This window comes from Nocardia sp. NPDC019323 (assembly GCF_044389845.1).
Taxonomy (GTDB): Bacteria; Actinomycetota; Actinomycetes; order Mycobacteriales; family Mycobacteriaceae; genus Nocardia; species Nocardia implantans.
Genome location: NZ_JBIRYN010000006.1, coordinates 446222 through 472744, shown reverse-complemented (window position 1 = coordinate 472744; position 26523 = coordinate 446222). Strand labels below are relative to the sequence as shown.

The window sequence follows — 26523 nt, the reverse complement described above, 5'->3', positions numbered from 1 at the left end:
CTGCTGTCGTCGCCGACGCGAATATTCCGGTCGGTGAGATCGAATTGCTCTCCGACGCCGAACGGCATGACGTCCTCACCGCATGGAACGACACCACCCATTCGGTGGAGCCCGCCACGCTGGGAACATTGCTGCGCCGGACCGCCGCGGCGACGCCGGGCGCGGTCGCGCTGGTCGCGGACCTACCCGGCGGCGAGCGCGCCGAGCTGAGCTACGCCGAACTCGCCGCCCGCGTCAACCGCCTCGCCCGGTATCTGATCTCGGTGGGCGTCGGCCCCGAAACCCGAGTCGCGCTCGCCTTCCGCCGATCGGTGGACCTGGTCGTGGCGATGTACGCGGTGGCCGAGGCCGGTGGGGCCTACGTCCCGGTCGATCCGGACCAAGCCGCCGAGCGAACCGACTACATCCTCTCCGTCGCCGCGCCCGTGTGTGTGCTGAGCAACGCGGAGTCGGACTTCGACACCGACGTCGCGCCGGTGGTGCGGCTGGAGGATCTCGAACTGACCGCGGTCGCGAGCGTGCCGCTCACCGACTCCGAGCGGGTCGTACCGCTGCGGCCGGAGAACACGGCCTACGTCATCTTCACCTCCGGTTCGACCGGACGCCCGAAGGGTGTCGCGGTGCCGCACGCGGCGGTCGTGAACCAGCTGCTCTGGAAGGTGGCCGAATTCGCGCTGACGCAGGACGACTCGGTGCTGTTGAAGACGGCGGCGACGTTCGACTTGTCGGTGTGGGAGTTCTGGTCGGCCGCTGTCTGCGGCGGTCGCCTGGTGATCGCCGCCCCGGACGGTCACCGGGACTCTGTGTATCTCAACGACCTCGTGGCGCGGGAATCGGTTACCACCCTGCACGCGGTGCCATCTATGCTGGAGGCGCTACTGGCGCACCGGCCCGTCGCGGACGACTGGTCGCCACGGCGGGTGCTGGCGATCGGTGAATCCCTTCCGGGTGCTTTGGCGCAGCGGTTCTTGCGTGGTTATCCGCGGACCGAGTTGTTCAATTTGTATGGTCCGACCGAGGCGGCGGTGTCGATTACCAGTCATCGGGTAACGGTGGCTGATGAGACGTCGGTGCCGATCGGTGCGCCGGAGTGGAACAGTCGGGTGTTTGTGCTGGATGGGCGTTTGCGTCCGGTTCCGGTGGGTGTGTCGGGTGAGTTGTATTTGGCTGGTGCGCAGTTGGCGCGGGGTTACTTCGGTCGTGCGGATTTGACGGCTGATCGGTTCGTGGCGAATCCGTTCGAGCCTGGTGAGCGGATGTATCGCACGGGTGATTTGGTGGCGTGGAACAGCGCCGGGGAATTGGAGTACCGGGGTCGTACGGATTTCCAGGTGAAGATCCGTGGTTTCCGTATCGAGTTGGGTGAGATCGAGGCTGCGTTGCTGGCGCTGCCGCAGATCGCGCAGACAGCGGTGATCGCGAAGTCCGATCCCAAGACCGGTGACCGTTTGGTGGCCTATCTGGTGGCGAGTGATGCCGAGGCCGGTGTCGATGTGGCGCAGGTGAAGTCGGAGCTGACTGCTGGTTTGCCGTCGTACATGGTGCCGTCGGCGTTCGTGGTGTTGGATGCGTTGCCGTTGAATGTCAACGGCAAGCTGGATCGTAAGGCGCTTCCGGAGCCGGAGTTCGAGGTTCAGGCGTTCCGTGCTCCGTCGACTCCGATCGAGGAGATCGTGGCGACGGTGTTCGCCGAGGTGCTGGGTGTGGAGCGTGTCGGCGCGGATGACGATTTCTTCGCTTTGGGTGGTAATTCGCTGTTGGCGACGCAGGTCGCGGCGCGTATCGGTGCGGCGCTGGATTCCCGTGTGCCGGTGCGTGTGCTGTTCGAAGCCTCCACCGTCGCCGCACTCGCCATCAAGGTCGAACGGGCCACCGGTGAACGCAAGCGCGCTCCGCTCGTCGCCGGTCCGCGTCCCGACCGCATCCCGCTGTCGCTGGCGCAGCAGCGCATGTGGTTCCTCAACCAGTTCGACACCTCGGCCTCGGTCTACAACATCCCGGCCGTGATCCGCTTGTCCGGCGACCTGGATGTGGATGCCCTGCGGCACGCCGTCACCGACCTCGTCGCCCGCCACGAGATCCTGCGCACGATCTACCCGCAGACACCGGAAGGCCCCGTGCAGCAGGTGCTCGCGCCCGACGAGGTGCCGGTTGATCTGACGCCCGCGCAGATCGGTGACGAGCACGTCGCCGGGGAGGTGCAGCGGATCGTCGCAGCCGGATTCGACGTGACCGCCGACGTGCCGTTCCGCGCGAAGCTGTTCCAGCTCGCGGGCACCGAATACGTGCTGGTCTTCGTCGCGCACCACATCAGTGCCGACGGCTGGTCGATGGGCCCGCTCACCCGGGATCTGATGCTGGCCTACGTCGCTCGCGGCGGCGGGCAGGAGCCGTCGTGGGCGCCATTGCCCATCCAGTACGCCGACTACGCGCTGTGGCAGCGCGACACGCTCGGCGCCGACGACGATCCCGAATCGCTCGCGGGCGCCCAACTGGCCTACTGGACGACCGAACTCGCCGACCTGCCCGACGAGCTGAACCTCCCCGCGGACCGGCCGCGCCCGCCCGCCCAGTCCTTCGCCGGCGGCAGAACCGATTTCGCCGTGGACGCCGACGTGCACGCCGCGCTGACCGATCTCGCGCGACGGCACAACGCCACGCTGTTCATGGTGGTGCACGCCGCGTTCGCGGTGCTGGCGGCGCGGCTGTCCGGCACCGAGGACATCGCGATCGGCACGCCCGTCGCTGGCCGCGGCGATGCCGAACTGGACGACCTGATCGGCATGTTCGTCAACACGCTGGTGCTGCGCACCCGGGTCACGCCCGGTCTCGGCTTCACCGAACTGCTGGCCGGCGCCCGGGAAACCGACCTGCGCGCCTTCGCCAACGCCGACATCCCGTTCGAGCGGCTGGTCGAGGCGCTCGCCCCCGAGCGCTCGGCCGGTCGCCATCCGCTGTTCCAGGTGGCGCTGTCGTTCGAGAACCTATCCGCGACCGGCTTCGAGCTACCCGGCCTGAGCTGCACCGCGCTGGATCCGGCCGCCGACACGGCGAAGTTCGACCTGTTGCTGACGGTGCGCGAGCAGCGCACGGAGTCCGGGGCGGAAGCCGGTCTCGCCGCTGAATTCACCTACGCCCGTGATCTGTTCGACGAACAGACCGTGGTCGAGTTCGGCCGCAGGTTCCGTCGCATCCTGTCCGCGATCGTCCGCAATCCGGACATCGCCGTCGGGGATCTGGAGATCCTGGAGGACTCGGAGCGCGCGGACCTGATCACCCGCGCCGGCGCACCCGCCGTGCCGCCGCGCACGCTGCCGGATCTGATGGCCGCCGCAGTCGCCGCGAATCCGTCCGGTATCGCCGTCGTCGCGGACGACCGCACCTTCAGCTACACCGAGCTGGACGCGGCTTCCGCGCAGTTGGCGCGGGCGCTGATCGATCGCGGCGCGGGACCGGACGTGCTGGTGGCCATCGCGATCCGTCGTTCGGTGGAATACGTGCTGGCACTGTGGTCGGTGGCCAAGACGGGGGCGGCGTTCGTCCCGATCGACCCGGCCTACCCGGCCGACCGCATCGCGCACATGGTCGCCGATTCCGGCGTGGCACTCGGCGTGACCCTCACCGCCGAACTGGACAGCCTGCCCGCCCTCCCCGGCGGTTGGCTCGCTTTGGACGATCACGACTTCACCCTCGACGTCGCGGTGCGCTCGGACCAGCCGTTGCGTCCCGAGGAACTGCGCGGACCGCTGTACGCGAGCAACGCCGCGTACGTGATCTACACCTCCGGCTCCACCGGCGTGCCGAAGGGCGTCGTGGTCACCCACGCCGGCCTGGCCAATTTCAGCGCCGAGCAGGTGCAGCGCTACCGGCTCGACCGATCCACCCGCGCCCTGGCGTTCGCGTCGCCGTCGTTCGACGCGTCGATGCTGGAGCTGCTGCTCGCCCTGGGCGGTGCGGGCGGGCTCGTGGTCGCGCCGCCGCTGACCTTCGGCGGTGCGGAACTGGCCGAGCTGATCAGCGCCGGAGGCGTCACGCATGCCTTCCTCACGCCGTCGGTGCTCGCCTCGCTGGATCCGGACGCGCTGCCGGGAACGCGGACCATCGTGGCGGGCGGCGAAGCGGTGCCCGCCGATCTGGCGGCCAAGTGGACGACCGCCACGGAGCGCGACTTCCACAATGGTTACGGGCCGACCGAGACCACTGTCATGACCACCATCAGCGACCCGCTGCGGCCCGGCGAACCGGTCACGATCGGCGGACCGATCCGCGGCATGCGATCGCTGGTGCTCGACGGCAGGCTGCGCCCCGTGCCCGAGGGCGTCACGGGCGAACTGTATCTGGGCGGCATCCAGCTCGCGCGCGGCTACCATGCCCGCCCCGCCCTCACCGCCGCCCGGTTCGTGGCCGACCCGTACGGCGTGCCGGGCGAGCGGCTCTACCGCACCGGCGACCTGGTGCGCTGGCGCCGCACCGAGGACGCGCCGGTGCTGGAGTATCTGGGCCGCAACGACTTCCAGGTCAAGGTGCGCGGCTTCCGCATCGAACTCGGCGAGATCGACGCCGCGCTCACCGCCCAGCCCGAAGTCGGCTTCGCCGTGACGCTCGGCCGCGCAACCGATTCCGGCGCAACCATGCTGGTCTCCTACGTGCTGCCCGCCGAAGGCGCGACGGCCGACCCGGCCGTGCTGACCGAGCGGATCGCACGCACACTGCCGGAGTACATGGTTCCGGCGGCGATCGTCGTGCTCGACGCGCTTCCGCTGACTCCTGTCGGCAAGCTGGACCGCAAGGCGCTGCCCGCGCCCGAGCCGGACACCCGCCCCTATCGCGCGCCTTCGACCCCGGCCGAACTGGTGATCGCCGAGGTGATCGGCGAGGTGCTCGCCATCGAACGGGTCGGCCTGGACGACGACTTCTTCGCCCTCGGCGGCGACAGCATCGTGTCCATCCAGGTGGTCACCCGCTCGCGTGCCCGCGGCGTGAGTTTCACGCCACGGGACGTCTTCGAGCAGCGGACGGTCGCGGCGCTGGCGCGCGCCGCCGTGGTCGCGGGCGCGCCCGGTGACGAGGCCGGCGAACTGCCGCTGACGCCGCACGCCGCGCGGATGCTGGACGACGGCATCGAAGTGCGGGCCGTCGCCATCGACGTCCCCGAGACCTGCTCCGTGGAGACCGTGCACGACGCGGTGGCCGCTGTGCTCGAGCAGCATCCGATGTTGTGGGTGCGGGTGGAGTACGGCGACGACGGCACGCCCGTGCTGCGCATTCCGGCCGCCGCCGAACGCACCGGCGAGGCGTTCCGCAGGCTGGATCCGCAGCGCGGCGAGACGTCGCTGCCCATCGACGACGTGGTGCAGGCGGCCGCGGCCGCCCTCGACCCGGAGCAGGGCCGCAATATCTACTTCGTGCTCACCGGCGGTCCCGAGGCCCGCTCCACGCTGATCGTGGTGGCCAGCAGCCTCGTCGTCGACGACGTCTCCTGGCGCGCGGTCGTCGACCAGCTGACCGCGGGATGGGAGCGGTCGCGCCACGCCGCGCCCGCGAGCGCCGAATCCGGCCTGGGCGTGCTCATCCGCGCCCTCTCGGCGAAGGCGCACGATCCGGCCACCGTCGCCGAAATGGATTGGTGGCGGCTGGCGCTCGGCTCCGTCCCGGAGGGCGCGGGAACCGAGGGACGTGATCTGCGCGCCCGCAGCCGGGTGTCGCTCACCATCACCGCCGAGGGCGCGGCGGCGGTCGCCGCGGCGGCCGAGGCCTACCACGCCGGAGTGGACGACATCCTGCTCACCGCGCTGGCGCTGGCGCTGCAGACCTCCGCGGGCGAGACCGTCACGCGCGCCATCGGTTCGGTCGTCCGGCTGTGCGCCGACGGTCGCGCGGCCACCGACGCCGACGCGGCGAGCACGGTGGGCGGCTTCGTCACCGAATATCCGCTTCCGTTGCGCTTGAGCCGGATCGACATCGAGGAGGCCCTGATCGGCGGACCCGCGGCGGGCGCCGCGATCGCGCAGATCAAGGAACTGCGGCGATCGGTGCCGTCGCGCGGCGTCGGCTACGGCCTGCTGCGCCACCTCAATGCCGAGACCGCCGCCGAACTGCGCCGCCTCGGCCGCGGCCGGTTCGCGCTGCGCTACCGGGATCTGCGTCCGGCGCGGGTGCACACCGACATCCCGTCCGACGACCTGCTGCTGGTGCTGACCGTCGACGCCACCGACGACGGCCTGCTCGCCCGGTTCAACTTCGCCGCCGCCGCATTCCGCGGCGAGGACGCGAAGACCTTCGCCGAGCACTGGATTCGGGCGCTCGGCGGCCTCGCCGAACACGGCCTGCGCCCGGACGCGGGCGGCTACACCCCCTCGGACTTCCCGCTGGTGCGGCTCAAACAGCCCGACATCGACCGGTTCACCCGCGCCTACCCCGACCTGTCCGACGCCTGGCCGCTCACCCCGCTGCAATCGGGCATGCTGTTCCACGCCCTGCTCGCGGAGCACTCGGTGGACGTCTACACCACCCAGTTCGTGCTCGATCTCGGCGGCGCGGTGGACGCGCGCCGGATGCACGCGGCCGCGCAGGCGGTGCTGGACCGGCACGACAACCTGCGCGTGGCCTTCGCCGACGACAGCGAGGGCAAGCCCGTGCAGATCGTGCAGGACGCGCTGGAGGTACCGTGGCGGCTGATCGATCTGAGCCATCTGGAACCCGCCGCGGCGGGAACCGAACTGGAGCGGATCAAAGCGGCGGATCTGGCCGACCACTTCGACATGCGGACCGCGCCGCTGCTGCGGTTCGCGCTGATCCGTTCCGCCGCGGCCCGCTACCACCTGCTGGTGACCAGCCACCACATCCTCGTCGACGGCTGGTCCATGCCGCTGTTGATGAAGGATCTGCTCACCCTGTACGCGTTCGGCGCCGATTCCAGGCGCCTGCCCCCGGCGCGGTCCTACCGCGACTACCTGGCCTGGCTGGTGGCGCAGGACACGGAGGCAGCCCGTTCCGCGTGGCGCGCCGCTCTGGCCGGTGTCACCGAGCCGACGCCGCTGGCTCCGGTCGATCCCGGCCGCGAGATCGCCTCCGGTGTGGGCGAGGTCGGTTTCGAGCTGTCCCCGGCCGACACCACCGCGCTGACCCGGCTCGCGTCCGGGCTCGGCGTCACGGTGAACACCGTGGTACAGGCCGCATGGGGACTGCTGATCGGCCGCACCGTCGACCGTGACGACGTGGTCTTCGGCGCCACCGTGTCCGGCAGGCCGCCGCAGCTGGACGGCGTCGAGGCGATGGTCGGCCTGTTCCTCAACGCGATCCCGGTGCGGGTGCGGCTCGACCCGGCCGGCACGCTCGCCGGGCTGCTGCGGCAGCTGCAGGCCGAGCAAGCCGCGCTGCTGGACTACCACTACCTGGGGCTGAGCGACATCCAGGAAGCCGTGGGTATCGAGGGGTTGTTCGACTCCCTGGTCGTGTTCGAGTCGTTCCCGGTGGACCGCGAGGGCTTGGACCGGGCAGGCGCCATCGACGGTATGAACGTCACCGGCGTGGGCGCGGTCAACGGCACCCATTACCCGTTCACGGTGATGGTGGTGCTGGACAACCAGTTGCGCGTCTCGGTGAAGTACCTGCGCGACGTGGCCGGCGAACCGGCGGCGCTCGCGCTCGCCCAGCGGCTCTCGGCGCTGATCGGCCGCTTCGTGACCACCCCGCAGGCGAGGATCGGCGAGATCGACGTGCTGCTGGACGACGAGCGCACCGAACTGGCCGCGCGCAACGCCACCGACAGGCCGGAACTGCTCGACGGCGCGACCTTGCCCGCACTGTTCGCCGCGCAGGTGGCGCGCACGCCGGACGCGCCCGCGGTGCGCTTCGGCGCCACCACGCTGAGCTACGCCGAACTCGACTCGCGCGCGCGGTCCATGGCCGTGGAGCTGATGCGCTGGGGCGTCGGCCCGGAGACGCTGGTGGCCGTGGCCATGCGGCGGGGCATCGACCTGGTCGTGGCGATCCACGCGGTGCTGCGAGCCGGTGGCGGTTACGTCCCGATCGACCCGGACCACCCGGCCGAACGCAACGAGTACGTCCTCGGCAGCACCGCTCCCATCTGTGTCCTGACCACCACCGCGGACGCGTTCGACACCGCGACCGGTGTGCCGGTGATCGCGGTGGACACGCTGTATCTGCCGTCGTACGAAGACCCGTGGCCGCAGGAGGACGTGCATCCGGACACCGTCGCCTACGTCATCCACACCTCCGGCTCCACCGGCAGGCCCAAGGGCGTGATGATCACGCACCGGCAGATGGTGAACCAGTTCCGCTGGGCGCAGTCGGCCTACCCGCACGACGGCCGCGACGTCGTGCTGCACAAGACGCCGATCACCTTCGACATCTCCGCCTGGGAGTTGTTGTGGCCGTTGCACACCGGGGCCTCGATCGTGATCGCCGCGCCCGACGGACATCGCGACCCGGCCTATCTGGCCCGCGTGATCGTCGAGAACGCCGTGACCACCGTGCATTTCGTGCCGTCGATGCTGGACGCGTTCTTGGACCCGGTCGCCAACGCGACCGTGGAGTATCCGTCGCTGCGCCGGGTGTTCGCCGCGGGCGAGGCGCTGTCGGGGGAGACCGCGGCGCGGTTCGCCGCGACCGTGCCGGACGCGGAGCTGGTCAATTGGTACGGTCCCGCCGAGGCCACCGTGGTCACCGGTCATCCCGTGCGCGACAACGCCGCGGTGGCGGTTCCGATCGGGGTGCCCGTGGCCAACACCCGGGTGCACGTGCTCGACCGGCAGTTGTTACCGGTGCCGCCGGGTGCTCCAGGGGAGCTGTATGTCGCGGGCGTGCAATTGGCGCGTGGCTATCTCGGGGCCCCGGCCATGACCGCCGAGCGTTTCGTCGCCCACGCGGGCGGCGCGCGGCTGTATCGCACCGGGGACATCGTGCGCTGGCGCGACGGCGTACTGGAATACCTGGGCCGCGGCGACTTCCAGGTCAAGCTGCGCGGCCAGCGCGTCGAACTCGGGGAGATCGAGGCCGTGCTGACGCGTCATCCGCAGGTGCGGCACGCCGCGGTCGCGGTGGTGCGTGGCGGCTCCGGCGACCGGCTGGCCGCCTACGTCGTCGTCGCGCCGGGGCAGACCCTGGACGAAGCCGCGCTGCTGCAGCACGCCCGCGCCGCGCTGCCGTCGTCCATGGTGCCCTCGGCGGTCGTCACGCTCGCCGAGCTTCCGCTCAACGCCAGCGGCAAACTCGACCGCAAGGCGCTGCCGGAACCGCGACTGGTGACGCGTCCGTACCGCGCCCCCGGCACGCCGCTGGAGCGGACCGTGCTCGAGGTGTTCGACGAGGTGCTCGACCTCGGCGTCGGGCATCGGGTCGGCATGGACGACGACTTCTTCGAGCTCGGCGGCACCTCGCTGGTCGCAACGCGCGCGGTCAGCAGGCTGCGTACGCTCACCGGCGCGGAGGTGCGGGTGCAGTGGTTCTTCACCGATCCGACCCCGGCGGCGCTGGCGGCCAGGATCATGGCAGCGCTGGCCGACGACCACGACTACGACCAGGACTCCAACGCGGCGCTCGGCGTCCTGCTGCCGATCCGCACCATGGTTCCGCACGACGTGGCCGCCGCCGAGCCGCTGTTCTGCCTGCACCCGATGTACGGGTTGTCCTGGTGCTACGCGGGCCTGGCGCGCTACGTGCCCGCGAGCACGCCGATCTTCGGCCTGCAGTCGCCCGCGCTCACCGAAGAGGGCTACCTGCCGCGGTCGCTGGCCGAGATGGCGCACCGCTACGTGGCCGAGATCCGCGCGGTGCAGCCGCACGGGCCCTACCGCCTGCTCGGCTGGTCGCTCGGCGGTGTGCTGGCGCACGCGGTGGCGACCGAGTTGCAGGCCGCGGGCGAGCAGATCGGCCTGCTGACCATGCTCGACAGCCACCCCGACATCGACGTCACGGACTTCAGGGCGGCGATCCGCGAGGCGCTGGCCGAACTCGGCATCGGCGCCGACGCCCTGCTGCCCGGCGAGGGCGACATCCACGATCTGAGCGAGGACGCGCTGGCCGCGCTGCACGCCACCATTCCGCCGGACATGGCGGTGCTCACCCCCGACCGGGTGCGCCGGATCTACCGCAGCGCGGTGCGCTCGGCCGAGTTGATCGCCGAGCACCGGCCTGCGGTCTTCCGCGGCCGGCTGGACTACTTCAGCGCGGCCGGTCACGACACCGCGGCGGCCGGCTGGCAACCCTACGTCGACGGCCGGGTGGACGATCATCCCGTCGGCGTCTCGCACGATCAGATGACATCGCCCGAAGCGCTGGCCCAGATCGGGCCCCGATTGTCCGAGTTGCTCGATCCCCCGGGGTGGGAAGCGACACGGAACATGGGGCGGTCATGATCGGACCGACACCGTTCGGGCATGATGGGCAACGGTGCGGTAACGAAGTCCACTGTTGTGACGACTACATAGGCCGTATGGTCGGGCGGATGCCTGGACGTCCACCCGGCGCGTGGGGCATGCAGAGCGAATCTCGAGACGAAGCGAAGGTGCGAAATTGATACGTCGACAGAGCCGGCGCGGTGGCCTGCGGGCCGCGGCCGCGATCGCGGCAACCGCGGTGCTCGCGGGAATGATGACCGGTCTCGGCGCGTCCAGCGCGACAGCTGATCCCATCATCGATTCCAAAAGCCTGCTGGCCGACCCGGTCGCCCCGGACGGTTCGCGTATCACCAAGGCCGAGTACAAGGACGCGCGCAGCATCCGGCTGTACGTGTACTCGGCGGCCATGGACGAGAAGGTCATCATCGACGTCCAGCGCCCGGCCGACGCCTCCGTGCCGCGTCCGACGCTGTACCTGCTCAACGGCGCGGGTGGCGGCGAGGACGAAGCCTCGTGGCAGGCGAAGACCGACGCGCTGCAGTTCCTGTCGGACAAGAACGTCAACGTGATCCAGCCGATCGGCGGCAAGTGGAGCTACTACACCGACTGGATCAAGGACGACCCGGTGCTCGGCCGCAACAAGTGGAAGACCTTCTTCACCGAGGAGCTGCCCCCGCTGGTCGACGGCGCGCTCGGCACCAACGGCGTGAACGCCATCGCCGGCCTGTCCACCTCGGGCACCACGGTGCTCGCGCTGCCGATCGCCAAGAAGGGCCTGTACAAGGCCGCCGCGGCCTACAGCGGCTGCGCGCAGACCAGTGACCCGGTCGGCTCCGAGTTCGTCAAGCTGACCGTCGAGACCTGGGGCGGCGGCGACACCGACAACATGTGGGGTCCGGAAGGCTCGCCGGAGTGGGTGGCCAACGACCCGTACGTGAACGCCGAGGGGCTGCGGGGGCTCGACCTCTACATCTCCACCGGCAACGGCCTGCCCGGTCAGTACGACACGCTCAACGGTCAGTACGCCCTTCCCGGCGCCTACGGTCTGGCCAACCAGATCATCATCGGCGGCGTGATCGAGGCCGGCACCAACTACTGCACGCACAACCTGAAGAACCGGCTGGACGAGCTGGGTATCCCGGCTACTTACAACTTCCGCGACTCGGGCACCCACTCGTGGGGCTATTGGCGCGACGAGTTCCAGCGGTCGTGGCCCGTGCTCGCGAAGGGTCTCGGTATCTGATCGACTGAGCCGGGACGCCCGGTCCGCTTCCACCGACCGCCTGGTCTCCGCAGTCGCGGGGACCAGGCGGTCGTCTTTGTGGGGTAACCGTCACAAAAAGTTCGGGAGGCCGTAAAATTCAGTTCGTGGGTATTACGCTGGCTGAGTCGACCAAGTCCGCCACCGAGCGCGCGCGTGCCGCGACGGTCCTGCTGGGACCGGCGTTCGTGGCGGCCATCGCGTACGTCGATCCCGGGAACGTCGCGTCGAATATCAGTGCGGGCGCGCAGTTCGGCTACCTCCTGGTCTGGGTCATCGTCCTGGCCAACGTGATGGCGGGGCTGGTGCAGTTCCTCTCGGCCAAGCTCGGCCTGGTCACCGGGTGGTCGCTGCCGGAAGCGGTGCGCGCGAAGGCGAGCGGCCCGGTCCGGCTGGCGTACTGGGGTCAGGCCGAGACGGTCGCGATCGCCACCGACCTGGCCGAGGTGGTCGGCGGCGCCATCGCGCTGCATCTGCTGTTCGGCTTGCCCCTGCTGGTGGGCGGGGTCATCACCGGCGCGGTCTCGATGGGCCTGCTGCTGGTGCAGGACCGCCGTGGCCAGCAACCGTTCGAGCGCGTGATCACCGGGATGCTCGCGATCATCGCGATCGGATTTTTGGCCAGCGTGGTCATCGCCCCGCCGTCGGCCGCCGACGCGGCAAGCGGGCTCCTGCCGCGCTTCCAGGGCACCGAGAGCGTCCTGCTCGCCGCCGCCATGATCGGCGCCACGGTCATGCCGCACGCGGTCTACCTGCACTCCGGCCTGGCCCGCGACCGGCACGGGCAACCGGAGGCCGGGCCGCTGCGCGCCAGGCTGCTGCGGATCACCAAGGTCGACGTGGGGCTGGCCATGATCCTGGCGGGCACGGTGAACCTGGCCATGCTGCTGATGGCCGCCAACACCCTGCGCGGGCGAGACGTCGAAACCATCGAGGACGCGCACGCGGCCGTCGGCGACGTGCTCGGCCCGGCCGCCGCGCTGCTGCTCGCGATCGGCCTGCTGGCCTCCGGTCTGGCCTCCACGTCGGTCGGCGCCTACGCGGGCGCGATGATCATGCAGGGCCTGCTGCACAAGCGGATTCCGCTGATCGCGCGCAGGCTGATCACGTTGATCCCGGCCATCGCGGTCCTGGCGCTGGGCATCGACCCGACCCGCGCGCTGATCATCTCCCAGGTGGTGCTGTCGTTCGGCATCCCGTTCGCGCTGATCCCCCTGGTGCGCTTCACCAGTGACCGCACGCTGATGGGCGCGGACGTCAACCATCGCCTGACCACCGCGCTGGCCTGGGCGGTCGCCGCGATCATCTCCGTGCTCAACGCCGCCCTGATCTATCTCACCGTCACCGGGCGGTAGCCCGCCCGGTGCGGCGCGCCGGTCAGACCCAGTTCTCGATCCAGTACTTCCAGATCCGCGGCGCGTAGGCCTCCAGCGGCGGCACCCTGATGTCGGTGCCGGCCAAGGCCGCGCTGGTGTGCCTGCAATCGAACCAGCAGGCGAATTCGCTGTGCTCCAGCACGTCCAGCGGCACGCCGACCCGGGGCAGCAGCCAGTTCACGCCGGGGACCCGCAACATCATGTTCAGGGTGCGTTTTGGCATCACCTCGACCAGGTGTGGCGCCCCCGCCTCGTCGGCGAACAGGTTCAGCGCGTCGACCGCGCTCTGCCTGCGCGGATCCACCAGGTGATAGGCGATCTTGTCAGAGCCGGGGCGATGCGCGATGTGATCGAGGGCGCGGGCCACGAAATCCACCGGCACCATGTTTGTCTCGCCCAGTTTGGGCACCAGCACCGGCAGCAGCCTCGGCAATTGCGCGCCCATGCGCAGCAGGCGGAAGAAGTAGTACGGGCCGTCGATCCGATCGATCTCGCCGGTCCTGGAATGCCCGATCACGATCGATGGCCGGTAGATGCGCCAGCGCAGCGACGATTCCCGCACCATCCGCTCGGCCTCGAACTGCGCGCGCTGCATCGGGGTGGCCAGCGTCTGGCCGTGATCGAACATGTCCTCGGTGAACAGCCCTTCGCTGGACCCGGCCACCTCTACGGTCGAGACGTGGTGCAGCAGGCCGACGCCAAGTTCCTCGGCGACGTCGACCAGGTTCCTGGTCCCGCCGCCGCGCTCGGTCAGGTCGTAGCCCGCGGCCAGATGGAAGACGTGCTCGATGGCGCCGCGATGCCGGGCCAGCCAGGTCGGATCGATGCCGAGCCCCGGGGCGCCGAGATCGCCGCGTACCAGGCGGACGCGGTCGCCGCCGGCCCATTCCCGCGCGCAGCAGGCGAACCGGTCGGCCGAGGCATCGCCCGGCCGCACCAGCACGTGGATGTCACCCTCGCGTTTCAGGAGCTCAGGGATGAGAAAACGACCGATGAACCCAGTTGCCCCGGTAACCAGGTAAGTCATAGCCGATGAACATAGTCGCCTGCCGGTCGCTACGTTCCGGCGGGCCGATCAGTCGGCGAAGACGGCCTTGCGCTTGGTGAGCATCGCGGTGGCGCCCTCGATGAAATCGGGGGAGCGCAGCAGCTCGGTCTGCCCCGCCTTCTCGGCGGCCAGCGCCGCGTCCAGCGAGGTCAGCGTGGCCTGGTTCAGCGCCTGCTTGGTGAGCTCGAGCGCGCGGCGCGGACCCGTGGCGATCTTCTCGACCCCGGCCTCGACCGCGGCGTCGAGTTCGGCGTCGGGGACGACGGCGGTGAACAGACCGGCGGCCGCGGCTTCCCTGGCGGGCAGCCGTTCGCCGAGCAGCGCCATCCGCGCCGCCAGCGGGCGGCCCGCGGCCGCGGCGACCAGCGCGGCCGCCCCGCCGTCGGGCATCAGGCCGATGTTGATGAAGGCCAGCAGCAGGTAGGAGTCCTCGCTGGCGTAGACAAGGTCGGCGGCCAGCGCGATGCCGACGCCGACGCCCGCCGCGGCGCCACGGATCCGCACGATCACCGGGACCGGCGCGTCGACGATGGCGCGCACCAGCCGGTTCGCCGCGTCCATCACCATGTCCGAGGTGATGCCACGCTGCGCCTCGTCCGCGCTCGCGGACAGATCGGCGCCGGTGCAGAAATCGCCGCCTTCGCCGGTCAGTACGATCGCCCGCACCGCGCGGTCGTCCGCCGCCGCGTGGAAGGCGTCCCCGAGCGCGACCATGGTGTCGTAGTCGATGGCGTTCTTCCGCTTGGGGTTGGTGATCGTGATCCGCAGCACCTTGCCGTCCTGGACCGCGGTGAACTTCGCGGCGGAGGGCGCGGCCGGGGCCGCGGAATCGTTGTTGCTCACGTTTGCTCCTAAGCTGCAATTCGGCGGGCGCCAGGCCGTGAATAGTGGTTAACTTTGCGAATTGTGGTTAACTTAGGGTCCAGTGACGGGCGCTGTCAACCAGCGCCGCCGGAGAACGGAGAGGTGCATGGTCGCGGATCGCAGCGAGATCGATCTCGCTCCCGCGCGCCCCGAACCGGGCAGGCGGGCGGGCGCGCCTTCGGTGCGCCGCCGTCCGAAGGACCGCAAGGTGCAGATCATCCGGGCCGCCGCACGCGCGTTCAGCGAACGCGGGTACTACCCGGTCGGCGTCGATGAGATCGCCGCCGAGGTCGGCATCTCCGGTCCCGCCCTCTACCGGCATTTCACGAACAAATACGCGCTGCTGGTCGCCGCGGCGGAGGAAGGCGCGCGACACCTGCTCAGCGTCGCGGAGGGAGCCGACGACGCGCGGCTGGACCCGCAGCGGCGCGCGGACGCGCTGATTCGCGCGATCAGCGAGCACACCGTCGAGATCCGCCGCGAGGCCGGGCTCTACCGCTGGGAGCGGCGCTATCTCGAGCGGGACGATCGCGTCCGGATCAAGAAGATCTACGACGACCTGAACAACACCCTCGCGGCGCCGATCGCGCTGCTGCGCCCCGAGGCGCCGCCCGCGGACGTGGCGATGCTGGCCGCGGGCGTGCTCAGCGCGATCGCCAGCATCGCCGCGCACCGCACCGCGCTGTCGAGCGCCCGGCTGCTTCCGCTGCTGCATCAGATGTCCTGGGCCATCCTGCGCACCGACCTGCCTCCCGCGCCGGCGGAACCCGATCCAGGGCCGCCCGTTCGCGGCATCCCGGTGACCTCCAAGCGCGAACAGTTGCTCACCGAGGCCATCCGGATCTTCGGCAGGCAGGGCTACCACGAGGCGAGCATCGAGGAGATCGGCGCCGCGGTCGGCATCAACGCCTCCAGCGTGTACCGGTACTTCGCGAGCAAGGCCGACCTGCTCGCCGCGGCCTTCCACCGCACCGGCGACCGGCTGGCCATCGCGATCACCGAGGCGCTGGCCGAAGCGACGAGCCGGGCGGACGCCGCGCGGAATGTGGCCGAGCGCTACGCCAAGCTGAGTTTCGCCATGCCCGAGATCATGGCGGTGTACTACGCCGAGTTCGGCAATCTGCCGCAGGCCGAGCAGCACAAGCTGCGCGCCATCCAGCGGCAGAACGTGCTGGAGTGGGCCAACCTGCTCGACGGCGACCCGGTGGAAGCGCGTTTTCGGGTGCACGCCGCCATCAGCCAGGTGATCGATGTGGGCAGACTGATCCGATTCGATTCCCGGCCAGCGCAATTGGCCCGGGTGACCGCGCTCATGGACGCGGTGCTGCTCGCCGAACAGGCAGAGCCGCACAACCACCGCGATTGACCCCGCACCTCGCAACCCGTGACCGAACTCCGAGGCTGCCGCAGACCTATGCGGTCCTTGTCGACAACGTCCTCTGGCCGCCGACTCAACTCATCGGGTTGGCCACGGGAGGGCAGGCAAGCGTCGGCGGGACCAACAACTACAACTCACACACCGCGCTGAAAGCGTTGAACGAGTTGGGCTTCGCCACGTTCGAGCGGGTGGAATACGACGCGCACGGGGCCGTAGTAGTCCGCGAAAGCCGGAAGCGCGCCTAGCCCTGCGCTCAGGGGCGGCGGCCGTGCCGGATGCGGAAGATCGTCCTGGCCAGGCGGAGGTGGCGTGGGTGCCGATCGAACGTGGACAGGTTCACCGGCGCCTGGTACCGCTTGCGGGTGATGGCCAGGGTCCGGCTGAACTCGCGCAGCCCCTGGTCGCCGTGGCTGTGGCCCTGGCCGTATTCGCCCACGCCGCCGAAGGGCAGCGCGGGGATGCCCGCGTAGGCGGTCGAGGAGTTGATGGTCACCACACCGACGCGCAGTTGCTCGGCGAACGCTTCGATCTCGTGCACGTCCCTGGTGAACACCGACACCGCGACGTCGGTGCCCACCGCGTTGATCCGCTCGGCGGCCTCGTCCATGCTCGCCACCTTGTTCACGATCAGCACCGGGCCGATGCCCTCGCCGGTGATCGCGATGCTCTCCTCGGGCACCTCGGCCAGCACGATCGGCTCGATGTAGGGATCGCGGATGGAGTCGAGCCCGCCGACCACCGCGCGGCCGCCGCGCGCCACCGCGTCGCGCACCTGCCTGCGCACCACCTCGACCTGTGACTCCATGATCATCGGGCCGTAGGACGCCTTCCGGTCCGCGCCCGGCCGCAGCTTGCGCGCCTGGTCCGCGACCAGGTCCAGGAAGCGGTCGTAGACCGACTGGGCGACGTAGGCGCGCTGGATGCCGGTGGCGTTCTGCCCGGCGTTGGCCATCGCGCCGAACACGGCGGCCTCGGCGGCGTCGTCCAGCTTGGCGTCGACGTGCACGACCATGCTGCCCTTGCCGCTGCGCTCGACGACGACCGGCGTCATGGTCTGCGCGCACACCGAGATCACCTCGCGCGCGCCCGCCTCGGAACCGGCGTAGGCGATCTTGTCGAGCTTCGCCCGGCACAGCGCGGTCCCGGTGGCCTTGTCTCCCGTGACCACTTGCAGCACCGGCTGGTTCGGCGCGAGCCGCGACCAGCTGTCGGCCAGCCACACGCCGACGCCGGTGGTCAGCTCGTGCGGCTTGAACACCACGGCGTTGCCCGCCGCCATCGCATAGGCGATCGAACCCATCGGGGTGAATACCGGGTTGTTCCACGGGCCGAGCACTCCGACGACGCCCAGCGGCAGATAACCGACCGAGGCGCGCTGATTGCGGGTGAGCCAGTTGGAACCGATGCGCCGCCTGCCCAGCGCGCGACCCGCGTTGCGCGCGGCCCAGTCCAGGTCCTCCACCGCGAGCATCACCTCGATCGCGGCGTCGGCCACCGGCTTGCCGGTCTCCTCGCACAGTAGGGTGACCAATTCGCCGGAGCGCCGGGCGATCTCGCGTTTCCAGTCCAGCAGCCACCGCTTGCGACTGCTGAATCCGAGTTCGGCCCACCACTTTTCGGCGGATCGGGCCGCGCGCACCGCGCGATTCAGTTCGCTCGCGCTCATCACGGCGTAGTTGCCCACGACCTCGCCGGTGCGCGGATCATAGGACGTCAGGACGTTCGCAGGGCCCGTTCCGCCCGGACGCGCCGCCAACCGTGACTGCGCGGACTCGGCCATGATCACCTCTCGCAGTGTCGAAACCAGCCTGCGGACCGCTGAGTGGGGCCACAGCCGCGGACGAGTGAGTGTTTTCCCCCGCAAAGCAGACTATGGTCTCGCGCAGCGGACCGACAAGGCTCGGCCGCGGCTCGGCGTCCGTACCGGATCGCGCTCACCAGCGCCGATTCTTCGCCTGGCGAACGGGCAGCGAGAAATGTGAGTAAGGACACAATGGGCGTGCCTCGGTGCGGGTACCTCACGCGACGCGGAAGTCCGGGCGATCGGGCCGGTAACATCACGCCGAGCGCGACGGATCACCAATCCGAGCGTGCGCCTGCGCTCTGGGCGACCTGGTCGCCGCACCGGCCGATAGTGGAGAGTTGATGCCGAGTTCCAACCAAGCAGATTCGCATGCGAGTGAGCCTGCGGTCCGGGTAGCGGACGTCCGCAAGTCGTTCGGCGATGTGCATGCGCTGCAGGGCGTCAGCTTCGTCGCCGAACGCGCCTCCGTGCTCGGCATCCTAGGGCCCAACGGCGCGGGCAAGACGACCATGGTGAAGGTGCTGTCCACGCTGCTGCGCCCCGATTCGGGCACCGCCGTCGTCGCCGGGCACGACGTGCTGAAGGACCCGGCGGGCGTGCGCCGATCGATCATGATGACCGGTCAGTACGCGGCGCTGGACGAGAACCTCTCCGGCCGGGAGAACCTGGAGCTGTTCGGCAGGCTGATGGGCCTGGGCAAGTCCGCGGCCCGCAAGCGCGCCGACACCCTGCTGGAGGAATTCGATCTGGTGAGCGCGGGCCGCCGCGCCGTGCGCCACTACTCGGGCGGTATGCGCCGCCGCGTGGACATCGCCTGCGGCCTGGTGGTGCGTCCCGAGGTGGTGTTCCTGGACGAGCCGACCACCGGTCTGGACCCGCGCAGCAGGCAGGGCGTATGGGATCTGGTGACCGCGCTCAAGACCCAGGGCATCACGGTGCTGCTGACCACGCAGTACCTGGAGGAAGCCGACGTGCTCAGCGACAACATCATCGTCATCGACAAGGGCACGGTGATCGCGGAGGGCACCGCCGACGAACTCAAGGAGAAGACCGGCGGCAGCTACTGCGAGGTCGTCCCCCTGGACCAGAAGAAGCTGCGCACCGCCGCCTATGCCCTCGGCGACCTGGTGCCGCCCGCGGTGCTGGCCGACATCGACGGCGGTGACCGGCTGTCCATCCCGGCGCCGGAGGGAGCCGCCACGCTGACCGAGGCGTTGCGCAGGCTCGACAGCGCCGGCGTGGAACTGGCCGACATCGCGCTGCGCCGTCCCTCGCTCGACGACGTGTTCCTGTCCATCACCGGCCACTCGGGCGGGCGAGCGTGACCGCTGCGACCGCCCCGGAGCACGTCCGAGCCGACGTGACCTTGTTCGCCGAGCTGCCCGCGGCGCGGCTGTCGTCGTTCGCGCAGTGGCGCGCGCTGACCGGCCGCATCGTGCGCACCATGGCGACCAAGGGCGAGCTGATCGTCGCCGCGGTCACGCCGCTGATCTTCACCCTCGGCTTCTATCTGCCGTTGCGCTATGTGATGAAGATCCAGGGCGTCGACTACGCCCAGTACGTCATGCCGATCATCGTGTTGCAGACCATGGCCTTCACCATGATGTCGAACGCGCAGCTGGCCGCGTTCGAGGCGATGACCGGCCTGAGCACCCGCCTGCAGACCATGCCGATCGGGACGCTGGTGCCGTTCACCTCGCGCATCTGCGCCGGGCTGGTCCGCTCGGTGACCTCGCTCACCGCCGCGGTGCTGTTCGGGCACCTGATCGGCTTCCGCTTCGTCGCTGGCACCGGCCAGGCCGTGCTGTTCTGCGCGTTCTCCCTCGCGGTCGGCACGGTGCTCGCGATCGGCGCAGACGGGCTCGGCAGTCTGACCAAGAGCCCGGAGTCGCTGAGTCAGGCGCTGACCCTGCCGACGCTGATTTTCGGCATGCTTTCCTGCGGGTTCGTGCCCGAGCGCAACTTCCCGGAATGGATTCGCCCGTTCGTGCGCAATCAGCCGATCTCCCAGTTCTCCTTCGCGTTGCGCGATATGGCGGCCGACGGCGTGACCTGGCAGGTGCTGTGGGTGCCGCTGGTGTGGTTGATCGGGCTGGCGGCGGTGTTCACCCCGTTGGCGATCTGGGCGAGTGTGAGGCGGTCATGAGTTCGGTGGAATCGACCGTGGAGCGCACCGCGCCGCAGGCCGAGCAGGCGGAGGTGCGCGCGAGCGAACCGCTGCCCGTGGTCCGGGCGAAGCCGGAAGGTTCGCTGGTCACCTGGGTGGTGCAGAGCCTGATCCAGTGCAAGCGGCTGCTGCTGGTCTGGGCGCGTGATCCGGCGACGACCATCCAGACGCTGGTGTATCCCGCGCTCACCTTGGTGATGTTCTACATCGTGCTGAACAAGCCCGTCTCCGGTGCGACCGGCATGCCCGCCGTGTACGGGACGGTCCCGTTGCTGACGCTGGTCGCGGCGATGTCCGGCGCGGTGGTCAGCGCACTCGGCTTCAAGACCGAGAAGATGACCGGATTGCTCGGCCGGTTCTGGACGATGCCGGTGCACCGCGCGGCGGGCTTCACCGGCCGGTTGCTCGCCGAGGCCATCCGGGTCCTGGTGACCACGGTGTTCGTCGTCGCCGTCGGTCTGCTGCTCGGCTTCCGATTCGAGCAGGGTCCGCTCGCGGGGCTGGCGCTGATCGGCATCCCGGTGCTGTTCGGGGTGGCGTTCGCCGTGCTGGTCACCGCGCTGGCCACCGTGTCCGAGGGCGTCATGCTGGTGAACATCATCGGCATGATCAGCACGCTGCTGATGTTCTTCAACTCGGGTTTCGTTCCGGTCTTCGCCTACCCGATCTGGTTGCAGGACGTGGTGGCGCATCAGCCGATGAGTTGCGCGATCGACGCGATGCGCGGGTTGTCCTACGGCGGCGCGGTCGCCGACCCGCTGCTCGAGACGCTGGCTTGGACGATCGGGATGATCGTCGTCTTCGCCTACCCCGCGATCAGGGGTTACCGGCGGGCCGCGGAGACGGGGCCGTAACCACCCACGTCGCCGTCCGCCGGGTCAGCCAATCCGGCGCACGACGTCTTCCCGCGGTTCGGCGAAGTCGTAGTCCAGCCAGCGGTCGCGGTTGGTCCAGCCGACCAGGTCGTAGCGCCAGCGGAACGGCCAGGTGTGCGCGACCGTGTTGAACAGCACCGCGCCGAGCGCCGCGTAGTCGTCGTGGGCGGACAGCAGAGCGCGCTGACCGCGCGGTGACGCGCTGAAGAACGCGTCGAACATGGCGACGGACTGCTCGGTGGTGAGCCTGCCGAGGCCGTAGAGGCCGCGCATCCGCATCCAATACACCAGTCGCGCGCGCGGCGGCCAGAGCGCGGCGATCGGGTCGCGGCCTTCCATCAGCGCGGCGACCGCGGTGTCCACCAGCGCCAACGAGTCGGCGACGCTGTAGCCGGTGCACGGGTGCATCATGCCGCCGCGCGAACCGAACGGAATCGCGCGCGCCTCGCCTCTGCGCGGCGGCGGCTGGTCCAGCGGGTAGTGCGCCGCCTCGCTCGGTTCGGCGCCGTTGAGCCGGATGCCGTGCGCGGCCAGCCGCGCGAGCGTGCGTTTACGCAGTTCGTGCTGCGGCATGCCGCCCCGGAGACCGAGGCTGGTCTCCTCGAAGATCACCGTGCCGTCGCCGAGCGGCACCGCGTAGAGGAACGACGGCGGCTCGTCCGGGCCCGCGCCGTTCTCCGGCCGCCAGTCCAGCAGCAAGCCCTCGCCCTCGGTGATCATCGGGGCGGCGGTCTCGGCGTCGACGAAGATGCCGTGCGCGCTCGCCGCCCTGCGGCGTCCCAGCGAGGGCAGCCCACGGGCGTCGAACACCGCCGCCGCCCGGTGCACCGCGCCGTCGGCGAGTTCGACCTCGTGCGCGTCCACCCGCGTGGCGCGGCCCGCGACGACGGTGGCGTCATCGAGCGGCAGTGCCGCCCGCAGGCCCGGTTTGGACAGCACGCAGTAGGGACGCTCGATGCGATGCTCGGTCTTCGTCCATACCGTCGGCGCCGGGATGGTCGTCGCGATCGCCGTGGCGGGCAGCCATCGCGGCAGCTCGTCCACCCAGCAGGAGAAGGTGGGCGGCCACAGCCGTTCCGGGCGTGGGTCGATCGCGGTCACCGACAGCCCGGCGTTCATGGCGCGGTGCGCGAGCGCCCGCCCGGTGGGACCGAGCCCGACCACGCACACATCGACTTCCCGGTCCGCGCTGACACCCATACGGGCATTCAATCCGTTGGGACGACGGCAGCGCAACTATTCCGCGCTCCTGGGCCCAAGGAATCGGGGGCTCGCTATTTCGGGATCGGATCGATATGGAGCAACGATAATTCCGCTTTTCGATGCCTGCCCCCAGAATTGGTGGCCCAGCAACTTCAGTCGTGAATCGGCTCGGGACAGACCCTAGCCTGAGCTCGGAACGCGAGGCGTACCGGGATTCGGGATAAGGGGAGTCATGAGAGGAAGCCACCTCCGCCGGCTGATGTTGTCGGCGGTCGTCGCCGTGGCCGCCGCGTCGGCGATGATTTCGACGCAGGCCTCGGCCGCGCCGGCGGAGTCTTCCATTGTTTCCGTGCAGGAGCACAATGCGCGGAGCCTGACATTGACGGTGCATTCCGCCGCGATGGATATCGACATTCCGGTGGAGGTGCAGCGCGCCGCGGACACGAGCGTGCCACGGCCGGTGCTGTATCTGCTGCTCGGCGCGGCCGGTGGCGTCGACGGCTCCACCTGGGCAACGAAGACCGACGCCATGCAATTCCTCGCGGACAAGAACGTGCACGCGGTCACGCCGATCGGCGGCATGTTCAGCTACTACGCGGACTGGGAGAAGGACGACGCCAGACTGGGCCGCCAGAAATGGCGCACCTTCCTGAGCAGCGAACTGCCCCCGCTCATCGACGCGTACCTCGGGACCAGCGGGCGCAACGCGCTCGCGGGCTTCTCGATGTCGGGGACCACGACGCTCGCCCTCGCCGCGACCACGGGCGGGTTGTTCTCCAGCGTCGCGGCCTACAGCGGTTGCGCGCAGACCAGCGATCCGGTCGGCCGCGAGTTCGTCCGGCTCACCGTCGAGGAATGGGGACTGGCGGAGCTGGACAACATGTGGGGTCCCGCCGGCGCACCGCAATGGGCGGCCAATGATCCTTACGTGCAGGCGGAGGGATTGCGCGGAAAATCCATCTACATCGCCAGCGGTAATGGCATGCCCGGCGTCTACGACCGATACGGCGGCAAATACTCGCTGAACGGCCCATGGGGTTTCGCGAATCAACTGGTCGTCGGCGGCGTGATCGAAGCGGCCACCAATTACTGCTCACACAACATGAAAGACCGGCTCGACAGCCTCGGTATCCCCGCGCGCTACAACTTCCGCCCGGAAGGAACTCATTCCTGGGGCTACTGGGAGGACGCGCTGAAGGATTCCTGGCCGACGCTGGCCGCTGGATTGGGAATCTGATCGGTCGGGAATTCGAGATGACTGTTCGTACCAGGGCCGCGCGCGTCGTCGGCCTCATGATGGCCGCGGCCTGCGTGGCGCTGTCCCACGCGCCGAGCGCGGCCGCCGCACCGGAGACACCGGCGCTGGACGGCGCCAACGACTGGACCTGCGAGCCGACACCGGCGCGACCGGAGCCGGTGGTGCTCGTGCACGGCTCCGGCACCGATATCGGCCGCAGCTTCCCGCTGCTCGCCCCCGCCATCCGAGCCGAGGGGCATTGCGTGTTCGCCGCGAACATCGGCGCCGCGCCCGGCGTGGTCGACGCGGTGAGCGGGCAGAGCGGCTCCAGTTCCACCGGCATCGGGCCGATCGGCGCCGCACTGCTGGGCCGCGCGGTCTACGGCGTGGCCGACATCGACCGGATGGCGGGCGAGCTCGCCGAGGTCGTGCGGTCCGTGCGGGAGGCTACGGGCGCGAGCCGGGTGGCGCTGGTCGGCCACTCCACCGGCGGCACCGTGATCCGGCAGTATCTGCGCGCCCGCGGCGGCGATGCGGTGTCCCAGGTGGTGACGCTCGGCACCCCGTATCGCGGCACTACCTGGGGCGGATTGCGCGCCGGCTATCCGGACCTGGCCGCGCTCGGCTTGGGGGACGCGCAGATCGCCGCCCAGGTCTTCGGGACTCCGGGGCAGCAGCAAGTGGTCGGGTCACCGCTGCTGAACCGGCTGAACGCGGGAGGCGAGACCGTGCCGGGTCCCCGGTACACGGCCATCGCCTCCCGCGCCGACCAGGTGATCACGCCGCAGGACACCGCCCTGCTGGCCGCACCCGCCCCCGCCGACCGCAACGTGTGGCTGCAGGACGGATGCCCCGGCGACGCGGCCGACCACAGCGGCATGCTCGAAGACCCGCGCGCCACCGCCGCCGTGCTCTCCGCGCTGGCCGGAGATCGGCGGACGCTGCCCTGCTGAGCGCACCTGCGGCCGGATGAGATCACGAGACGAGATGGAGAACCGCGGTGGCCCTCGGCATCACCTGTAGCGGGCTGCGCCGCGAATACGCCGGCGTCGCGGTGGTCGACGACGTGACGTTCCGTGCCCCCGCGGGCCGGGTCACCGCGGTGGTCGGGCCGAACGGCGCGGGGAAGACGACGCTGCTGTCGATGCTCGCCGGCCAGTTACGGCCGCACCGGGGGCGGCTGCGCGTGGAGGACGCGGATCCGAGCGTCGAGCCGTGGGCGGTCCGCGCCAGGGTCGGCTGGGTCCCCGACGTGTACGAGGGCAGCGAGACCTGGTCGGTCGCCGAGGTGGTGGAGTTCTCGGCGAAGGTCGCGGGGCACAGCGGGGACGCGGCCGAGGAACTGGTCGATCGGGCATTGCATCTCGCGCGCTTGGCGGCGTCCTCGGCCACGCCCGTGCTGCGGCTGTCCCGCAGCGAGAAGAAATGGCTCGGCCTGGCCAAAGCGCTCGCCGCCGGTACGACGGCGCTCGTGCTCGACAATCCCATGGCCGACTTGGACGACGACGGCCGTCGCTACCTGGCCGGAATGCTGCGCGCTCTGGCGCGGCAGGACATGACGATCGTCGTCTCGGCTTGCCTGGAAGACGATCTCGCCGGATGCGCCGAGCACATCCTGCGCATCGATCGGGGCCGTGTCGTCGCGGGGTGAACGAACCCGCTCCCGCGCAGTAGGAGCCGAAGCGTCGGCGGGACCGGCCGCGCGGGGGTCGCCGGTGACTACTTGGGCGTGACCCAGGTCGTGATATCGGCGTGCACCACTTCCAAGCCGTGCTTGTCGTAGATCGACACCGGCACCACCAGCTCGCGGCCCTCGGTGATGCTCGCGAAGTCGGGAATCTCGGCCAGCTTCGCGACCGCCCGCAGTCCGGTCTCCGCCTTGGCCAGGTACCGCACGTTCATCGCCTTGGGGATCCACCGGTGCGTCGCGGGCACGGTCGCCTCGCTGAGCATGCCCATCGCCACCTCGGCCAGGTTGCACGCCGCGATGGCGTGGAAAGTGCCCAGATGGTTGTGGATGCCGAACCATTTGGGCGAGGTGACCTCGCACAACCCCGGTTCGAGCCGGACCACGTTCGGCAGCACGGTACCGAAGTACGGCACCCTGGCCACCATTCCCAGCGAGAACAGGGCATGTCCCAGCCGGTTGTCCGGCAGCTTCTTCCAGCCGCGATAGGTCACGGTCTCTTTCGTCATGGCGGCTATCTTACTCAGAAGTAAGTTTGTCTCGGGCCCCACTGATTTGAAGTGGCCCACGGGGGTCGTGCATACTGTTCGGGTTGCCTTGCACCGGGCCATGCCTGTTTCTCCGTGAAACTGCTGGTCGGGCAGGGCGAGCAGTACCCATCGTGTACCTCGCCGGGTTTCTGGCGTGGGTACGTCCGGGACAGTGTTCCAGGTCTGAGATACGTTGCGATCCGAGGCCGAGGAATGAGCGGACGGGCGACACGCCCGACCGCGTGGACCGGAGAACCATGACAGATGAACAGCGGCGAGGATCGGGCATGCCCGGTCATGGTCTCCACCGTGTGGGACGTCTTCGTGTGTTCGGGCTGTGCAAATGAGGGTGGTCCAGAGGACTGGTGTAGCCGGGCTTCGGATCACGAAGGAAAGCGGAGAAAAGGACACTTAGCGTGGCGGGACAAAAGATCCGCATCAGGCTCAAGGCCTATGACCACGAGGCGATCGACGCTTCGGCGCGCAAGATCGTGGAGACGGTGACCCGCACCGGGGCACGCGTCGTCGGCCCGGTGCCGTTGCCGACCGAGAAGAACGTGTACTGCGTCATCCGTTCGCCGCACAAGTACAAGGACTCGCGCGAGCACTTCGAGATGCGTACGCACAAGCGCCTTATCGACATCCTCGACCCGACGCCGAAGACGGTGGACGCGCTCATGCGCATCGACCTGCCGGCCAGCGTCGACGTCAACATTCAGTGACGGGGACTCG

At 69.8% G+C, this 26523-nt stretch carries 16 protein-coding genes; 11 read left to right on the top strand and 5 right to left on the bottom strand.

Annotation, left to right across the window (positions count from 1 at the left end):
* The 3 genes from ACH49X_RS24090 to ACH49X_RS24080 all read left to right on the top strand — a co-directional run.
* Positions 1-10379 (top strand): amino acid adenylation domain-containing protein (locus tag ACH49X_RS24090; RefSeq protein WP_397070880.1); only part of this gene is annotated, 10379 nt, incomplete at its 5' end.
* A 235-nt stretch (positions 10380-10614) separates the two neighbouring features.
* A complete protein-coding gene (locus ACH49X_RS24085) occupies positions 10615-11604 on the top strand; it encodes an alpha/beta hydrolase family protein (RefSeq protein ID WP_195080610.1) in 990 nt (329 codons plus the stop codon).
* Positions 11605-11735: 131 nt separating this feature from the next.
* Entirely contained in the window at positions 11736-12977 is a 1242-nt protein-coding gene (locus ACH49X_RS24080; protein ID WP_323124526.1) for an Nramp family divalent metal transporter, read from the top strand.
* A 22-nt stretch (positions 12978-12999) separates the two neighbouring features.
* On the opposite strand, the gene ACH49X_RS24075 is transcribed toward ACH49X_RS24080, so the two are convergent.
* Both ACH49X_RS24075 and ACH49X_RS24070 read right to left on the bottom strand, forming a co-directional pair.
* Positions 13000-14025 (bottom strand): SDR family oxidoreductase, encoded by a 1026-nt coding sequence (locus ACH49X_RS24075; protein WP_357207737.1) that lies wholly within the window; start codon positions 14023-14025, stop codon positions 13000-13002.
* Between the two features lie 48 nt (positions 14026-14073).
* Positions 14074-14889, bottom strand: coding sequence for an enoyl-CoA hydratase (locus ACH49X_RS24070; protein WP_195080329.1), 816 nt, complete (start codon positions 14887-14889; stop codon positions 14074-14076).
* Between the two features lie 127 nt (positions 14890-15016).
* Here ACH49X_RS24070 and ACH49X_RS24065 point away from each other — a divergent pair, with 127 nt between their 5' ends.
* Positions 15017-16276, top strand: a complete 1260-nt coding sequence (locus ACH49X_RS24065) for a TetR/AcrR family transcriptional regulator (protein ID WP_195080330.1) — start codon at positions 15017-15019, stop codon at positions 16274-16276.
* A 265-nt stretch (positions 16277-16541) separates the two neighbouring features.
* Here the strand turns inward: ACH49X_RS24065 and ACH49X_RS24060 are convergent, their stop codons facing one another.
* Positions 16542-18068, bottom strand: coding sequence for an aldehyde dehydrogenase family protein (locus tag ACH49X_RS24060; protein WP_195080612.1), 1527 nt, complete (start codon positions 18066-18068; stop codon positions 16542-16544).
* A gap of 365 nt (positions 18069-18433) precedes the next feature.
* On the opposite strand from ACH49X_RS24060, the gene ACH49X_RS24055 reads away from it, so the two are divergent.
* From ACH49X_RS24055 to ACH49X_RS24045, 3 genes are read left to right on the top strand one after another with little or no spacing between them, the layout of a single operon-like run.
* On the top strand, positions 18434-19417 hold the full coding sequence (locus ACH49X_RS24055) for an ATP-binding cassette domain-containing protein (RefSeq protein WP_159850590.1): 984 nt from the start codon (positions 18434-18436) through the stop codon (positions 19415-19417).
* On the top strand, positions 19414-20238 hold the full coding sequence (locus ACH49X_RS24050) for an ABC transporter permease (protein WP_195080331.1): 825 nt from the start codon (positions 19414-19416) through the stop codon (positions 20236-20238). The genes ACH49X_RS24055 and ACH49X_RS24050 overlap by 4 nt, the downstream gene beginning before the upstream one ends.
* Complete coding sequence (locus ACH49X_RS24045; protein WP_195080332.1) at positions 20235-21113, top strand: ABC transporter permease; 879 nt, start codon at positions 20235-20237, stop codon at positions 21111-21113. The genes ACH49X_RS24050 and ACH49X_RS24045 overlap by 4 nt, the downstream gene beginning before the upstream one ends.
* A 24-nt stretch (positions 21114-21137) precedes the next feature.
* Here ACH49X_RS24045 and ACH49X_RS24040 read toward each other — a convergent pair whose 3' ends face one another.
* A complete protein-coding gene (locus ACH49X_RS24040) occupies positions 21138-22334 on the bottom strand; it encodes a lycopene cyclase family protein (protein ID WP_195080333.1) in 1197 nt (398 codons plus the stop codon).
* Between the two features lie 235 nt (positions 22335-22569).
* Here ACH49X_RS24040 and ACH49X_RS24035 point away from each other — a divergent pair, with 235 nt between their 5' ends.
* From ACH49X_RS24035 to ACH49X_RS24025, 3 genes are read left to right on the top strand one after another with little or no spacing between them, the layout of a single operon-like run.
* Positions 22570-23574, top strand: coding sequence for an alpha/beta hydrolase family protein (locus tag ACH49X_RS24035; RefSeq protein WP_195080334.1), 1005 nt, complete (start codon positions 22570-22572; stop codon positions 23572-23574).
* Positions 23575-23591: 17 nt separating this feature from the next.
* Positions 23592-24527: an alpha/beta fold hydrolase gene (locus ACH49X_RS24030; protein ID WP_195080335.1), complete on the top strand. Its 936-nt coding sequence runs from the start codon at positions 23592-23594 to the stop codon at positions 24525-24527.
* A gap of 47 nt (positions 24528-24574) precedes the next feature.
* The gene (locus tag ACH49X_RS24025; RefSeq protein ID WP_195080336.1) at positions 24575-25225 is read left to right on the top strand and encodes an ATP-binding cassette domain-containing protein; all 651 of its coding nucleotides are present in this window, start codon (positions 24575-24577) and stop codon (positions 25223-25225) included.
* 68 nt (positions 25226-25293) lie between these two features.
* On the opposite strand, the gene ACH49X_RS24020 is transcribed toward ACH49X_RS24025, so the two are convergent.
* Complete coding sequence (locus tag ACH49X_RS24020; protein WP_195080337.1) at positions 25294-25770, bottom strand: hotdog fold domain-containing protein; 477 nt, start codon at positions 25768-25770, stop codon at positions 25294-25296.
* Positions 25771-26207: 437 nt separating this feature from the next.
* Between ACH49X_RS24020 and rpsJ the strand changes: the two genes are divergently transcribed.
* Positions 26208-26513: a 30S ribosomal protein S10 gene (rpsJ, locus tag ACH49X_RS24015; protein ID WP_003938093.1), complete on the top strand. Its 306-nt coding sequence runs from the start codon at positions 26208-26210 to the stop codon at positions 26511-26513.
* Positions 26514-26523: the final 10 nt, after the last annotated feature.

What these genes read in the sequence shown, in the direction of transcription:
- ACH49X_RS24085 (WP_195080610.1), top strand. Translation starts at nt 10,615, where the DNA reads ATGACCGGTCTCGGCGCGTCCAGCGCGACAGCTGATCCCATCATCGAT.
- ACH49X_RS24075 (WP_357207737.1), bottom strand. Translation starts at nt 14,025, where the DNA reads ATGACTTACCTGGTTACCGGGGCAACTGGGTTCATCGGTCGTTTTCTC.
- ACH49X_RS24065 (WP_195080330.1), top strand. Translation starts at nt 15,017, where the DNA reads ATGGTCGCGGATCGCAGCGAGATCGATCTCGCTCCCGCGCGCCCCGAA.
- ACH49X_RS24060 (WP_195080612.1), bottom strand. Translation starts at nt 18,068, where the DNA reads ATGGCCGAGTCCGCGCAGTCACGGTTGGCGGCGCGTCCGGGCGGAACG.
- ACH49X_RS24055 (WP_159850590.1), top strand. Translation starts at nt 18,434, where the DNA reads ATGCCGAGTTCCAACCAAGCAGATTCGCATGCGAGTGAGCCTGCGGTC.
- ACH49X_RS24045 (WP_195080332.1), top strand. Translation starts at nt 20,235, where the DNA reads ATGAGTTCGGTGGAATCGACCGTGGAGCGCACCGCGCCGCAGGCCGAG.
- ACH49X_RS24040 (WP_195080333.1), bottom strand. Translation starts at nt 22,334, where the DNA reads ATGGGTGTCAGCGCGGACCGGGAAGTCGATGTGTGCGTGGTCGGGCTC.
- ACH49X_RS24035 (WP_195080334.1), top strand. Translation starts at nt 22,570, where the DNA reads ATGAGAGGAAGCCACCTCCGCCGGCTGATGTTGTCGGCGGTCGTCGCC.
- ACH49X_RS24030 (WP_195080335.1), top strand. Translation starts at nt 23,592, where the DNA reads ATGACTGTTCGTACCAGGGCCGCGCGCGTCGTCGGCCTCATGATGGCC.
- ACH49X_RS24020 (WP_195080337.1), bottom strand. Translation starts at nt 25,770, where the DNA reads ATGACGAAAGAGACCGTGACCTATCGCGGCTGGAAGAAGCTGCCGGAC.